This is a genomic window from Sphingomonas sp. (genome assembly GCF_965200135.1).
Classification (GTDB): domain Bacteria; phylum Pseudomonadota; class Alphaproteobacteria; order Sphingomonadales; family Sphingomonadaceae; genus Sphingomonas.
Map to the genome: position 1 here is coordinate 215,170 of NZ_CBDATK010000002.1, position 12,817 is coordinate 227,986.

At 70.2% G+C, this 12,817-nt stretch carries 16 protein-coding genes; 13 read left to right on the forward strand and 3 right to left on the reverse strand.

Annotated features, from left to right (window positions below):
* The first annotated feature begins 86 nt into the window (after positions 1–86).
* Complete coding sequence (locus ACOFKS_RS01540; protein WP_419807477.1) at positions 87–374, forward strand: hypothetical protein; 288 nt, start codon at positions 87–89, stop codon at positions 372–374.
* Here the strand turns inward: ACOFKS_RS01540 and ACOFKS_RS01545 are convergent.
* From ACOFKS_RS01545 to ACOFKS_RS01555, 3 genes are read right to left on the reverse strand one after another with little or no spacing between them, the layout of a single operon-like run.
* On the reverse strand, positions 350–1,291 hold the full coding sequence (locus ACOFKS_RS01545; RefSeq protein ID WP_419807478.1) for a cation diffusion facilitator family transporter: 942 nt from the start codon (positions 1,289–1,291) through the stop codon (positions 350–352). The two genes, ACOFKS_RS01540 and ACOFKS_RS01545, sit on opposite strands and share 25 nt — an antisense overlap.
* Positions 1,292–1,348: 57 nt before the next feature.
* On the reverse strand, positions 1,349–1,657 hold the full coding sequence (locus ACOFKS_RS01550) for a hypothetical protein (RefSeq protein WP_419807479.1): 309 nt from the start codon (positions 1,655–1,657) through the stop codon (positions 1,349–1,351).
* Between the two features lie 48 nt (positions 1,658–1,705).
* Entirely contained in the window at positions 1,706–2,284 is a 579-nt protein-coding gene (locus ACOFKS_RS01555; protein WP_419807480.1) for a hypothetical protein, read from the reverse strand.
* 13 nt (positions 2,285–2,297) lie between these two features.
* On the opposite strand from ACOFKS_RS01555, the gene ACOFKS_RS01560 reads away from it, so the two are divergent.
* The 12 genes from ACOFKS_RS01560 (at position 2,298) to ACOFKS_RS01615 (ending at position 12,781) form a co-directional block, all read left to right on the forward strand.
* The gene (locus ACOFKS_RS01560) at positions 2,298–3,278 is read left to right on the forward strand and encodes an ankyrin repeat domain-containing protein (protein ID WP_419807481.1); all 981 of its coding nucleotides are present in this window, start codon (positions 2,298–2,300) and stop codon (positions 3,276–3,278) included.
* A gap of 71 nt (positions 3,279–3,349) precedes the next feature.
* Positions 3,350–3,703 (forward strand): hypothetical protein, encoded by a 354-nt coding sequence (locus ACOFKS_RS01565; protein WP_419807482.1) that lies wholly within the window; start codon positions 3,350–3,352, stop codon positions 3,701–3,703.
* A 99-nt stretch (positions 3,704–3,802) separates the two neighbouring features.
* Positions 3,803–4,657, forward strand: a complete 855-nt coding sequence (locus ACOFKS_RS01570; protein ID WP_419807483.1) for a hypothetical protein — start codon at positions 3,803–3,805, stop codon at positions 4,655–4,657.
* A gap of 70 nt (positions 4,658–4,727) precedes the next feature.
* Positions 4,728–5,405: a hypothetical protein gene (locus tag ACOFKS_RS01575; RefSeq protein ID WP_419807484.1), complete on the forward strand. Its 678-nt coding sequence runs from the start codon at positions 4,728–4,730 to the stop codon at positions 5,403–5,405.
* A gap of 31 nt (positions 5,406–5,436) precedes the next feature.
* Complete coding sequence (locus ACOFKS_RS01580; protein WP_419807485.1) at positions 5,437–5,871, forward strand: hypothetical protein; 435 nt, start codon at positions 5,437–5,439, stop codon at positions 5,869–5,871.
* A gap of 46 nt (positions 5,872–5,917) precedes the next feature.
* A complete protein-coding gene (locus tag ACOFKS_RS01585) occupies positions 5,918–7,858 on the forward strand; it encodes a hypothetical protein (RefSeq protein WP_419807486.1) in 1,941 nt (646 codons plus the stop codon).
* 47 nt (positions 7,859–7,905) lie between these two features.
* Positions 7,906–8,796 carry a hypothetical protein gene (locus tag ACOFKS_RS01590; RefSeq protein WP_419807487.1) on the forward strand — a complete coding sequence of 297 codons (891 nt, stop codon included), beginning with the start codon at positions 7,906–7,908 and terminating at the stop codon, positions 8,794–8,796.
* Between the two features lie 20 nt (positions 8,797–8,816).
* Positions 8,817–9,080, forward strand: coding sequence for a hypothetical protein (locus tag ACOFKS_RS01595; protein ID WP_419807488.1), 264 nt, complete (start codon positions 8,817–8,819; stop codon positions 9,078–9,080).
* 39 nt (positions 9,081–9,119) lie between these two features.
* Positions 9,120–10,457, forward strand: coding sequence for a hypothetical protein (locus ACOFKS_RS01600; RefSeq protein WP_419807489.1), 1,338 nt, complete (start codon positions 9,120–9,122; stop codon positions 10,455–10,457).
* A gap of 115 nt (positions 10,458–10,572) precedes the next feature.
* On the forward strand, positions 10,573–11,661 hold the full coding sequence (locus ACOFKS_RS01605; RefSeq protein WP_419807490.1) for a hypothetical protein: 1,089 nt from the start codon (positions 10,573–10,575) through the stop codon (positions 11,659–11,661).
* A gap of 97 nt (positions 11,662–11,758) precedes the next feature.
* Positions 11,759–11,995, forward strand: a complete 237-nt coding sequence (locus ACOFKS_RS01610; protein WP_419807491.1) for a hypothetical protein — start codon at positions 11,759–11,761, stop codon at positions 11,993–11,995.
* A 339-nt stretch (positions 11,996–12,334) separates the two neighbouring features.
* Positions 12,335–12,781 carry a hypothetical protein gene (locus tag ACOFKS_RS01615; RefSeq protein ID WP_419807492.1) on the forward strand — a complete coding sequence of 149 codons (447 nt, stop codon included), beginning with the start codon at positions 12,335–12,337 and terminating at the stop codon, positions 12,779–12,781.
* Positions 12,782–12,817: the final 36 nt, after the last annotated feature.

Sequence of the window (12,817 nt, forward strand, 5' to 3'; positions counted from 1 at the left end):
AACGGCCACGCAGATCGAGACCCGTAGTGACTCTGGCCCATATCGCCCGCCCGCTTTTCTGGGCGGCACTCCTCTTTGCAGTAACGATGGCGCTGTTGCCGCATCCGCCGCAGCCGCTCGGTCACCTTGGCGACAAGTACCAGCATATGCTCGCCTTCGGCACGCTGACCGTGCTTGCTGCTGCCGGCTGGCCGAAAGGTTCGCTCCTCCGCACCGGCGAGCATCTCTCCTTTGCCGGGGCGCTGATCGAAGTGTTGCAGGCGATCCCCGCGTTGGGCCGCGACTGCGACATCTTCGACTGGATTGCCGACACGTCCGTCATCGCGGGCGTGTTGCTGGTCGTCCACGTCTACCGCTCGCGCGGTTCCAGCTGACAGGGATCGGGTTCCTCGCCGCGTTCCAGTTGCAGCGTCGCGTGACCGATCCCGAACCGCTCGCGCAGCATCGCCTCCGCCGCGCGCAGGAAGGCGTCATCGCCGGTGCCGTCGGGCATCACGAGATGCGCGGTCAGCACCGATTCAGTGGTCGACATCGGCCAGATATGGAGGTCGTGGACGCGCGCTACGCCCGGTAGCACGCGCAGATTCATCCGCACCTTGTCGTAATCGAGGTCGCGCGGCACCGCCTGCAATGCCATCTCGCCGGTCTCGCGCAACAATCCGACGGTCTGCCAGAAGATGATGCCCGCGATCACCAGGCTGGTCAGCGGATCGAGCCAATTCGCGCCTGTCCGCCAGATCACCAGACCCGCCACCACCACACCCGCCGACACCGCCGCGTCGCCCGCCAAGTGCAGGAACGCGCCACGGATATTGACGTCGCCGTGGCGCCCGCGCGCGAACAGCCAGGCGGTGAAGCCGTTGACCGCGATGCCAACCGTCGCCACGGCAGCGACCTCCAGCCCCATCAGCGGTTCTGGCGCGGCGAGCCGCTGCACCGCCTCCAGCACCACCGCGCCCAGCGCCACCATCAGCACCAGCGAGTTCGTCAGCGCGGCCAGGATGGTCGAGCTCTTGAAACCATAGGTAAAGCGTTTGGTCGCGGGCCGCCGCGCCAGCACTGCGCCGCCCCAGGCGATCGCCAGCCCTACCACATCCGAGAAATTGTGCCCCGCGTCGGCCAGCAGCGCGACCGAGCCGGTCCAGAACCCCGCCACCACCTCGCCGACGAGGTAGAGCATGTTCAGCCCGATCCCGATCGCGAAAGCTCGGTCGAACGAGGCGGGCGCGTGGGCATGGCCATGCGCGTGGCCGGCATGGTCATGCCCGTGATGCGCGTGCCCGTGTCCCATCGCGTCACCGCGTAGCAGGCGGCGCGCCCGATGCGCCAGCCCGCTAACGCTGCGCGCTCAGCTCCGGCCGGTCAGCCCGCCGAGCATCCCACCCAGACCCCCGAGACTACCACCACCGCCGAGCACGCTGCCCAGCTGTCCCAGCGCATCCTCGCCGCCGAGGTGACTGAGCACGTTGCGCAGCGCGTCGACCGGCAAGCCGGTCTGCCCGGCGGCGACGGTCGCAGTATCGCCGGGTTGCGGATGCGCCTGATGGAGGGCGGACAGCGCCATCTGCAGCTGCTCCGGGGAAAGTCCGACCCGGCCCGCCAGACCCGACAGGTCCTGGCCGGCGACCTGGTTCAAGATGGTATCGAGCAGCGACATGGACGATCTCCTTTCGCGGTCAACGCACGGCAGGACGAACGGTCCCCGCTATCGCGGCCGCAGCATCTGTTTCTGCGCGAGCGCCAGGCACGTCGACAGCCCGATCGGCCCGGTCGCGTCGTACAGCCGGCACTGGCCGAGTGCGACCCCGGCCTCGGCGTCGTGATGCTCGGTCTCGTATCCGATCCACTCGCCGACCGGCAGCCGGTGCAGCGACAGCGTCACGTCCGTATTGATATAGCCCAGCCCCTCGCTGCCGCTGTGCGCCGCCGGGCTGGCGAAGTCGCAGGAGGCGGCGACGCGCGCGAACGCGGTCAGCGCCAACCCGGCGACGGCGGGCCGCAACTCGCGCAGCCACGCGCGCCGCCGATCGGTGCCGCCGAACGCGCCGGTGATCTGCCGATATTCCCACATGCCCGACGGCATCTCGGCGGCAGGCAGCGTCTCCGGCGGCGGCGCATCCCACGGTGCCGGCTTCCACACCTCGCCGGGCGCGTTCTCGCCCTGCCGCAGGAACTGCATCGTCGCAAGCGCCATCGGCGTCCCGCCCGACACGAAGCTCGCAGTCACCAGCCGCAGTCGTCCGCCGTCGCGGACGGGCGGGCCGACCCCGCCGGTCCCTGCCACCACTCCGGCCACGATGCCGGCCGTCAGCGGTCCGGCCGTCAATCCCCTGTCCGACGGGGCGACGCCGGCCTCGGCCGTCCTCGTCCCGTCGACCGACGGCAAGCTGCGGCTGGCCATCTTGCCCATGGACTTGGACACCGGCATCACCGGGGCCGACGGGGCGGTGTTGGCCGAGAATTTGCAAGGGCAATTCAGGAACCCGGCGTATGCCCTGATCGAGCGGATGCAGATCCTGAGCTTGATCAAGGAGAAACACTTCGAGGGGACCGGGCTGTTCGACAGCAACTCCGCGGGCACGATCGGCCGGCTGGCGTCGGCCGACTGCCTGCTGGTGGGGCGGATGCGGAAGCTCCGGGTGACGTTTCAGATCTCGGCCGAGATCGTCGACCTCCACGCCAAGATCAAGGAGCACGGCGTCGTCTTCTTCCGCAATCTGGACGACACGCCGCGGCAGTTGGCCGACTTGGCCGAACAACTCGGCGGGACCGGCGAGCGGCGGCCGGCCACCGACTACCTGGGCGACGCCATGCGGGCCAACGACTTGGCCGAGTTCCGCGACCTGGTCGCTTCGACGGCCGTCGACCTAGACGCGCTGCCGGACCACCGCTGCCCACTCTACGAGCTGATCGTCAGCGGCAAGGTGGGGTCGGACATGGCCGTCGCCCTGGTCGACGGTGGGGCCAAGATGGGCAAGGTCACCGACGGCAAAACCTTACTGTACCTGGCTGCCCAGAACGGGCTGCCGGACGTGGTCCGTGCGATGGTCAAGAAGGGGGTGCCGGTCGACGTGCCGAACCCCCAGACGGGCCAGACGCCCCTGTGCGCAGCCATCTTCTATCGCAAGCCCGAGACGGTGGCGGCGCTGCTGGACTTGGGGGCCGATCTCGACCATCAGGACGAGCGGGGGGTCACGCCGCGGCAACTGGCGGCGAAGGTCGACTCGCCCCGCGTGACCGCCGCCATCGCGGCCCACGCGGCCGGGCCGGCGAAGTAGGCCGGCGGGTCACCTTTATCGTGTCGCCGTTCACCCGGGAAGGTTGGGTCCTCATGTCACCGACAACGCGCGTGCCCGGCCTCCTGGTCTGCCTGACCGTCGGGGCCTGCGCGGCGGTCCAACAACGGCCGGGCGTGACGTCGGTCAACGGGACGTTCGTGCGGATCGTCCCCGACCCGCCGGCCAAGGTCGGGGCGGCAGCCGCGGACGTGCTCAAGGACATGGGCTTCATGGTCGTCAGTTCGGCTGCCGATGGGGACGGGTGGGCCGTCGCCTCCCGCAATGGCCAGGACTCCCGCGTGACGGCCACCGCCCTGCCGACCGGCGACGGTGCAACCCAGCTGAGCGTGAACGTCGATCCCGGCAACTCCGAAGGGCTGAGTCTTCGGGTGTTGGACCAAATCCAGGCCCGGCTCGGCCACTGACGGCCGGTGCCCAATAATGGCCTTTTGCATCTTTGCCGGCGGCGTGCTACACAGTGATCGGAAAGTCCTGGGCTGACCGTCCCCACCACGGAGCGATGAATGCGATTCGGCCTCCCCCCACGTCGGCCTGCGAGTCATTTCGGCCTGACGACGGTCGCCGCTGCGGCCTTGGCCGTCGGCGGGTGCACGTCGTCGTCGTCCCCGTCGTCCCCGTCGGCCCCGCAGGCGTGGGACCGGCTCCGGACCCAGTCCCAGACCTCCGGCGCGGCGACGGCCGGGTTGCTCGTCGGCGGCTTGGCCGCCCGCAGCCAGGGGGCCGTGGCCGGCGGCGGCGCGATGGGCGTGGCCCACAACCTGTTCGAGGAGGAGGAGAAGACGGCCAACCGCGAGTGCGACAACGCCCTGTCGACGCCGCTGCCAATCAAGGCCGTCGATGCCATGGTCGACGACGTCGCCGCACGGATGGCCAAGACGTTGCCCGAGGTGCCCGAGGTGAAGAACGCTCCGACCCAACTGGTGCTGGCCTTCGAAAGCTTCGACAACGGCCGGGTCGGCGACGCGGCCCAAGTCGCCCAGCTGTCGTCGGCGATGAACACGCTCCGGACCAAGCTGAGCAAGAGCGAGAAGATGACGAACAACTTCGTGTTCGTCAGCACGACTGAGACCGACGCGGCCAAGCTGATCGAGAAGATCGACGGCAAGGACCTGAGCGCCTTCCGCGACCCGCTCCAGCGGACCCCGGACACGACCCACCCGGTCAAGTACGACTCGCAGACGCTGTTCCTGATCACCGGGTCGATGACCAGCACGCCGGACAAGCCGAACCACTCGACCGAGATGAAGATGCAGTTGACGTTCACCCACCTCCGCAGCCGGCGGGTGATTGACTCCCAGGAGTTCGACCGGAACTTCATGTGGCACCCGGTCAAGCACGCCTGGGAAATGCAACCTTGACCAGACGCGGCCCGCGGGTCCCCCGCGGCGGCCGGCCCGGTCCAGTGCGGCCTTGAAGCGGAGCCTTGCGATGGCACGGATTTCCGGGCGGCTCATGGTGGCCACCGTCGTCGTCATGCTGGCGGTCGGCGGGTGCGGACAGCAGCGGCCGCATGCCGCGTCACCGCCGCCGAACACGCCGGACGACACGTCGTCTGACACCGGCATGGGCGAGCCGGTCGCAATGGCCGCGTTGGACCCGGCCGTGGACGACGCCGCCCAGTACTTGGTCAAGACGCTGCCAACCCTGGACGCGGTCAAGGCGTCGCCCGAGCAGTTGGTGCTGGCCGTCCCGCAGGCGCTGGACCACGACACCGGCTTTCCGGACGGGCGGATGCGGTCGGCCCTGACCACCCTCCGCGGCAAGCTGACGGCCAGCGAGGCATTCACTAACAGCTTCGTCGTCATCGACGCCACGGCCGACCAGGCCGACCAAACCTTGGACCGGATGCAGTCGGACAGCAGCGCCTTCCGCGATCCGCTCCAGCGGGCACCCGACCAGACGCACGCCGCCAAGTACAACCCCGACTCGATCTACCTGCTGGCCGGCAAGTTCTACCAGGTGACCGACCGGACGACCGGCGAGCGGGAGTACAAGCTGTGCTTCACGGTCAGCAACGCCCGCCTGCACCGGGAACTGGCCCGCAAGGAGATCGACGTCCGCATGGCCTGGGACGGCCAGGCCCGCCAGTGGCGGCGGGCGACCTGACCCTCCAGCCCGCGCTACCGAGGAGCCCGAAATGCGATCCGCCATCCGCCGACTCGGCATCCCGCTCGCCCTGCTGACCGCGGCGGCCGTGGTTGGCTGTGGCTCCGGCCCCGACCTGGTCAAGGCCCCCAACACGGCCGCCGATGACCCGCTGGCCGCGGCCGCTTACCCGAACATCGTCCTGCACGACGGCCTGGAGCAGGCACTGGTGAAGGAGAAGCCGGTCGTCCATCCGGCCGTCGGCGACGACCCGATGACCGTCCGCGTGCCTCTGCGGTCGGTGATCGACGAACCGTTGAGCATCCAGTGGCAAGTGACGTTCGCCACGGCCGACGGGGAACAGCTGACCGACAACCCGGTCTGGCACCCGGAGGTGATCCTGCCGCGGACCCGCAAGTACATCGAGGCGTCGTCGATCACCCGCCGGGCGACCCGGTACGAACTGCAGGTCCGGCTGGACCGCTGACCGGCCCGAGCGCCGCCGACGCGCATCTCTCACTGGAGCCCATCCGATGCCGGTCCACTCCCGCCAACTGCACTCGTTCGTCATCGGCCTGGTGGTAACCCTGGCGATCACGTCGGTCGCTTGCGCCCAGCAGAAGCGGCCGCCTCAGACCGTCGGTGGAACGGGCGCTGCCGCCGGTGTCGCCGGTGGTCGCAAGGCGGACCCGCTGACGGACGACGAGGCGATCAGGCGGCGGCGGGCGGAACTGACGCCGGAAAAGATCGCGGCCTTCAAGGCGGCGTACAAGGCGCACGGCAAGCTTCGGATGCTGTTCCTGATCGGCCTGGATCGGCGGGCGACCGGCGGGGCCGCCGTCGAGGGGGCCGGCGGCGTCGGGAAGAACATCGCCGACTTCGACCCGACGGCCATCACCGAGGTGCTGTCGGCCGACATCCAGGCCCTGATTAGCGACGACCGGTCTGTCCGCATCGTCGACTTGGAGTCGCTGGACGAGGACCGCCGGCGGGACGCCAAGCGGCTGGCCCAGAACGACGTCAACTTCGACACCGCAGACCTGAGGCCCGTCGCCGACGAGGTGGTGTACATCAAGTTCACCCCCCTGACCGGCGAGGCCCGCGGGCAGAACAACTACAAGTACCGTTGCGTCGCCTACCTGAAGGACCTCAACAGCAACAGCCCGCAGTCGCTGGGCGGGTTCGACTGGGATGGCGAGATCACCAGCGACGTCGCCCACACGTACGCGGCCGTGCTGTCGGCCGTCCTGTGCGACTCGTACGCCAAGGCCGTGAGCAACATGGCCGGCCAGACCGACCTGACGATCAGCGTCCGGCAGCTGCCCGACGGGGCGGCCAGCCAGCTGCGGAAGGTGCTCCGGGGCCTCGACGGCGTCGGCGACTCGGTCGAGATGAACACGACGACCACCGCAGACGGCGGGACCGAGGCGACGTTCACCACCCAACTGGAAACGGGGACCGACTCGGCCGACCTGCAGGACGCCCTGATCGCCGCCGCCAAGGCCAAGCACATCAACTTGCGGTCCATCCACCAGGGGAAGAACGCCCTAACGCTGGTCGCCGGCCCGGGCGGCGACGCGGCTGCCGGCGCACCGGCCGCGCCCGACTGGTACCAACTGACCGACGCGAACGACAACCCGGTCAAGGCGCGGTTCGCCGCCGCCTACGCCAAGAACCCGGTCAAGGTGGCCGTCACCGTCAACTGGCTGGTCAGCCCAGAACAGATGGGCTCCCGCCAACAGCGCCGGCTGCCGCTGATCGTCATGCAGGATGACCCCCGGCTGGCGAACCTGCCGCTGGGGCCGCAGACCGAGGCGGTCCAACGGCTGTCGACCGACGTGGTGGCCGTATTCAAGGACCTGAACGTCCACGTCGTCAGCCCGGCCAAGGTGATGGCGATTGCCGCCGACCGGGCCGACAAGGCGACCGAGCTGACCAAGGCCCAGGACTTGGACACCGTCCTCCGGTCGGCCGGGGCGTGCGACTACCTGTGCCTCGGGCTGGTCACCCAGGTGGGCCAGTCGGACGACGCCATGCCGTTCACGTTCAACCTGACCAACTGCAACAACGGCGACCTGGACGGGGCCCTGTCTTGGCCGGTCGATCTGCGGGTGCTCAAGCAGGTTCCGCAGAACCGCCGGCTGCTGCTCAAGCCCGAGAACCGCACCCGGTACATCGCCGGCCAAATGCTACTGGCCGTCGAGCGGGCGATCGGCGGCGGGCAGGTTATGTCGGTCCAAGTGCAGCACGCCACGGGGCTGCCGCAGGTGCAACAGGTGGCCGACGCCGTTAAGACCGTCGAAGAGGTCACGACCGATGGCGTCCGGTTCGACAACGGCGTCGGCACGTTTACCATCCGGTACAGCGGTGCCTACGAGGACCTGTCGCCCCGGGTGAGTAGCGTGGTCGAGACCCTGCGGCCGGTGCACGTCACCGAGATCAACCCGTCGACACTGGTCGTGGCGGGCCAGTGACGCCGTCCCCGCCGACTTCAATGGCCAACGCCCGACCCATTCTCCGCTTGGCGACCGCTGCCGTGCTAGCGCTGACGACGACCGTCGGGGCCGCCGACCCGCCCGCGCCGGCGGCCCCGCCCCGGCCCGACCTGTCCCGGCGGGCGGCCGAGGTCGATGCCTACCGCAACTTGGCCGAGAGCGTCATGGGCGTCCACCTGACGGCCGACACCACCGTCCGCAACTACGTGGCCCGGTCGGACGCCATCGCCACCGCGTTGGACACGTGCATCAAGGGGGCCCGGTTCGGCCCGCCGCGGCAGTACGGCGACGGGTCGTGCGAGGTCGACGCCACCCTGTCGCTAACCGACGTGATCACGGCATTGAAGAAGTCGGCCACCACGGGCACCCCGCCGCCCGACCTGGCGGCGTTGGAACGGCGTGCGACCACCGAGCCGGAAGTGACGGCGACTGGCATGGGCGTGGCCGACCCGGCGGCCGAGGCCGACGCCGCCCGCGTCGTCTGGCCCGGCGGCACCCCGGTCCCGCCTTGGCAGGTGTTCCAGGCCGACCCCCAGGCCGTCGCCAACGCCCGCCGCGTCGCCCAAGTGACCGCCGCCCGCAATTTGTTCGAGCAGGTGTGCGGCCTTCGCGTGTCGGCCACCACCACGGCCCGCCAGTTCGTGACCCGGTCCGACCACCTGCGGACGGCGACGGCCGGCGTGCTCCGGGGGTACGGCGTCGCCGCCGTCGCCTACCGGCCCGACGGCACCGTTGCCGTCCGGCTGGAGATGACCGTCGCCCAGGCCGTCGCGGCCCTGAAGCAGGCCGACCCGGCCGACGCCGCCAAATTCGATGCAATTTCGCCGCAGACCGCACATCGGATCCTGCGGGCGGTCGGCACCGCCTCGGTCGCCGCCAACCGCCCCGATGCCAACGGCGACCCGCCCTCGCCCTGACCGGCCAGCCGCACCCCCAGGTGAACATGATCGACAAACGCCGCTTGTATCTCGCGCTGTTGACCGGCCCCATCGTTCTGACGGTCGGCTGCCACGACGACCCGGCCGTCGTCGAACGGCACGAGGTTCAGGACACGTCGCACGTCGAGCGATCCGACGTCGTGACGCCGTCCACGCCGACCCAGGCTCCCGCGCCGGCGGCGGCGGTGCCCGCGATGACCCCGGCCGTCGCACCGTCGCCGGCGTCCCCGCCAGCCCCTGAGCCGACGATTATCGTCCGGTGACCTGCCCGTCGGTGCCGTTTCCCGTTAGAGATGCGCGTTATGCCGTGGCGACCGACCCGACTCTCGCTGTTCCTGGCCGTGGTGCTGGCCACGAGGGCGGGGGCCCGGGCAGACGACCCGCCGCCGCCGTCGGCCACCGCCGGCACCGTCGTCTTGGACGTCACCGGCCACGCCCCGGCGACGCTGATCAACGCCAAGGAGGACGCCACCGAGGACGCCCTCCGCCACGCCGTCGAACAGGGCGGCGGCACGGCCCTGCAAAGCACCACGGCGGTCGACAACGGCGTCCTCATCCGCGACCAGATTCTGTCCGAGTGCCGGGGCTACGTCGCCCGCTACCAGCCGTTGGCCGAGGGACCCGACGGCCACGGGCAGTACGCCGTCCGCCTCCGCGCCTGGGTCAAGCAGGGCGATGTGGCCACGGCGATCGACGCGCTCAAACCGCTGATCCGCCGCAAGGGCCACCCGCGGATGCTGCTGCTGGCCGACGCCAGGGGCGGCCGGCTGGACGACGACACGCTGCTGGACATGCAGGAGCCGCTCCGCAACTGGGGGTTCGACGTCGTGTCCCACGACGTCCTGGACCAGCGGCAGCGGGCCGAGGCCGAGGAGGCGGCCCGTGGCGAGCTGGACCCGGAGAAGGCCGCCAAGGTCGCCTCGGCGGTCAAGGCCGACTACTTCGTCATCGTCAGCTCGACGGTCAAGAAGTTCCCCGACGTCACCACCTATGGCGTGACGACCCACCGGCTCAAGGTCCACTGCGGCGTGCAGGTGGTCCGGGCCGACACGAGAATGCTCCTGGCGTCGGCGGCCAAGGACGCCGACCCGAACGACGACCAGGACCCCGACCTCACCATCAGCCGGCTGACCAAGGAGTTGACCGACCTGTCCCTGCGGACGGTAATCGGGTACGTGGTCAAGGATTGGCTCGACCCGCTGTCGGAGTTGGAGATCTCGATGTACAAGGCCGACGGCCAGACGTTGGCCGATGTGGTCGGCTGGCTGCGGACCGTCCGGGCCATGCGGGACGTGAACGTCCGCCGGACCGACGACCGCGGGTTCACCGAGCTGACCGTCCGGTCGCCGTGGACGGCGGGCGACCTGGTCCTACAGCTCAAGCAGCGGCTCCCGGCCGGGGCGACCGTCGAGTCGTCGGGGGCCCGCATCTCGGTCAACTGCCCCGGGTCCGGGCGGCCCCCGCCGGCTGGGCCCGCGACCGCCGGCCGGTCCAATTGGGCCAAGCTGTCGGCGCTGGTGACCGCCGGCGTCCTGTCGCTGGCGTCGCTGGTCGTCGCGGCCGTCGCCTGGGCCAAGGGCCGGATGGAGAACGCCGGGGCGGCCCTGCACCAGTGGGCCGACCAGGCCGACCCGCCCTAAACGGCGGCGGCCGCCATGAGAATCGGCGGCCCCGCTTGCAAGTCGCCCGCCCTTGACCGTCAGACCAGTGGGATCGAGCCGGAAACGGACGCCCCGTTCGCGAAGGAGAACGCCCATGCGTGTGTCCCGAATCAACAGGTGGCTGGCCCGTGCGACCCTGGCCGTGGCGATCGGCGGGCCGTTGGCCGTTGCGGCCCTGGCCGACCCGCCCGCCCCGGTGCCGGCCGCTGGCGGGCTCGCGCCCCAGCAATTGCTGATGAGCAAGCGGGCCGCCCAGGCCGAGTGCTACCGGCTGCTGGTCGAACGGGTGTTCGGCCTGCACATCAGCGGCGACACGTCCGTAGCCGAGATGGTGACCCGCAACGACACCGTCCGCACCGACGTGGACCACATGATCCGCGGGGCCCGGTTCTCCGACCCGCGGTACCTGTCCGACGGGTCGTGCGAGATGGACGCCACCGTCACGATCGCGCAGGTGGAGGCGACGCTCAAGCGGTCGGTCGACCGAGTCGAGCACGCCAGCGGTGCCGTCACGTCGGTCACGTCCGAGACGGCCACCACGACGGCCAAGGAGTCGGACGTGACCGTCACCGGGGCCGGCGTGGCCGCGTCCGCTACCAGCCCGGTGCCCGACCCGGCCACCGCCCCGTTGCCGGCCCTGAACCCCGCCGCCCCGGCCAAGCCCGACCTGCCGCCGATCTACGCCCGGTACCCGGCCCAGAAACGGCTGCTGGCCCGGCGGGCCGCCCAGGTCGACGCCTACCGCCTGTTGTACGAGCGGATCAACGGCCTCCGCCTCACCTCCGGCACGACCATGGGAGACATGCTGAACCACAACGACGCCATCCGCGCCCAGTTCGACGGCCACCTGGCCGGGTTCAGCCAGACCCGCGAGCGGTACGGCCCCGACGGCGTCGTCGAGGTGCAAATGCAGATCACGTTGGACGAGGTCGTGACGACCGTCCACCGGTCGGTCGACGCCGTGTACCACGACGACGGCCGGTGGCAGGGCAAGGAATACGAGGACATCTCTCGGCGGAACAACCGCAAGGTGATCGTCGTGGTCGGCTGCGGCGCGCTGGACACCGGCCGCCCGGTCCCGGCGGCGGCGGCGGCGGCCCCCGACGCGGCGGTGGTGCCCGTGTCCGGACCCGGCGACGTCGAGGTCCACCACGAGTTGACCACCATCCGCGTCGGGCCGTGACCGCCCACGCCGACGCGACCGGGCGAGCATCGTGGCCCCTGCTCCACAACGCCGGCCATCTGGTGCGGCTCACTCAGGGCACCATCAAGGTGTTCTCGTGTCAGGACGACGGGTCTCCAACCTGGCGGACGCCGACGCCGACGCCGACGCGACCGCCGTCCGGGACACGCCGGTCGCCCACAAGTCGAGCCAGGACCACATCGAGCTGCTGACCAACGCGTGGGCGACCAAGGGCAGCGTCGAGGTCGCCCTGGACTCGGGGCTGACCGACGCCGGCCCCGACGACACGGTCATCCTCTGTTCTGGTCCGGCCACGGGTTCCCGACCCGGCTGACCCCCAGTGGGTCTACTTTGCCTGCTAAATAGCCGTGCGCGATCACGCGCCGGTCGCCGTGGTCACGTCGATCGGACATGCGCCGCAAAGGCGCAAAGGAGCGCAAAGACAAGCGCAACGGGGCAGTAGACGGCAATCCCAATTGTCCGAGGTCGGCGACGTGGTCGGACCGCTTTGCGTTTGTCTTTGCGCTCCTTTGTGCCTTTGCGGCGCATTCTGCCGCCGTGGCAACGGCGCGCAGTCGCGCAAGGCTATTTAGGACACCAATCCGTCGATCCCGGCCGCCGGGTACCGAATGGACCGGGCCCGCCAGTTGCTGGAGGAACGGGGGGCCGCAACGTGATCGTCCTGGCCGATACGCGCCCCGCGGGCAGGATTGTGACCCGCTGCAATACCCGGCAGGTCGGCATCGCCGCATCCGTCGAGGCGGTCCGCGAGCGGACGCAGGCGTCCAAAGGATGGGTGTTCCTGGTCGGGGCCGACAGCGGTCGCCTGGCCGTCGAGCACTCGGCTTGGTCGCACGGCGCGTTCACCGAATGCCCGCTTCAGGGGCTGGCCGGCGAGGCCGCCAAATATGACCACGGCCGGGCCGGCGGTGGTGTGACGGTGGACGACCTGCGGGCGTTCATGGCTGAGCGGAAGCCGGACATCCCCCAGCGAGTGCTCGGCGTTGCCGAGCGGCCCGCCATCGCCACGGACAGCGGCGACCCGGACTTTTGGGACCTGGTCGTGGTCAACCGACGACCGATGACCGATGACCGCCGCGACGCACGCCGGCCCGCTTGAAATTGCAAATCCGCTCGCCGGTTTTAAGATGGGCGG

Excerpts from the sequence above, each read along its gene's own strand:
- ACOFKS_RS01605 (WP_419807490.1), top strand. The coding sequence starts at position 10,573 with ATGCGTGTGTCCCGAATCAACAGGTGGCTGGCCCGTGCGACCCTGGCC.
- ACOFKS_RS01550 (WP_419807479.1), bottom strand. The coding sequence starts at position 1,657 with ATGTCGCTGCTCGATACCATCTTGAACCAGGTCGCCGGCCAGGACCTG.
- ACOFKS_RS01540 (WP_419807477.1), top strand. The coding sequence starts at position 87 with ATGGCGCTGTTGCCGCATCCGCCGCAGCCGCTCGGTCACCTTGGCGAC.
- ACOFKS_RS01580 (WP_419807485.1), top strand. The coding sequence starts at position 5,437 with ATGCGATCCGCCATCCGCCGACTCGGCATCCCGCTCGCCCTGCTGACC.
- ACOFKS_RS01600 (WP_419807489.1), top strand. The coding sequence starts at position 9,120 with ATGCCGTGGCGACCGACCCGACTCTCGCTGTTCCTGGCCGTGGTGCTG.
- ACOFKS_RS01545 (WP_419807478.1), bottom strand. The coding sequence starts at position 1,291 with ATGGGACACGGGCACGCGCATCACGGGCATGACCATGCCGGCCACGCG.
- ACOFKS_RS01585 (WP_419807486.1), top strand. The coding sequence starts at position 5,918 with ATGCCGGTCCACTCCCGCCAACTGCACTCGTTCGTCATCGGCCTGGTG.
- ACOFKS_RS01570 (WP_419807483.1), top strand. The coding sequence starts at position 3,803 with ATGCGATTCGGCCTCCCCCCACGTCGGCCTGCGAGTCATTTCGGCCTG.
- ACOFKS_RS01575 (WP_419807484.1), top strand. The coding sequence starts at position 4,728 with ATGGCACGGATTTCCGGGCGGCTCATGGTGGCCACCGTCGTCGTCATG.
- ACOFKS_RS01560 (WP_419807481.1), top strand. The coding sequence starts at position 2,298 with ATGCCGGCCGTCAGCGGTCCGGCCGTCAATCCCCTGTCCGACGGGGCG.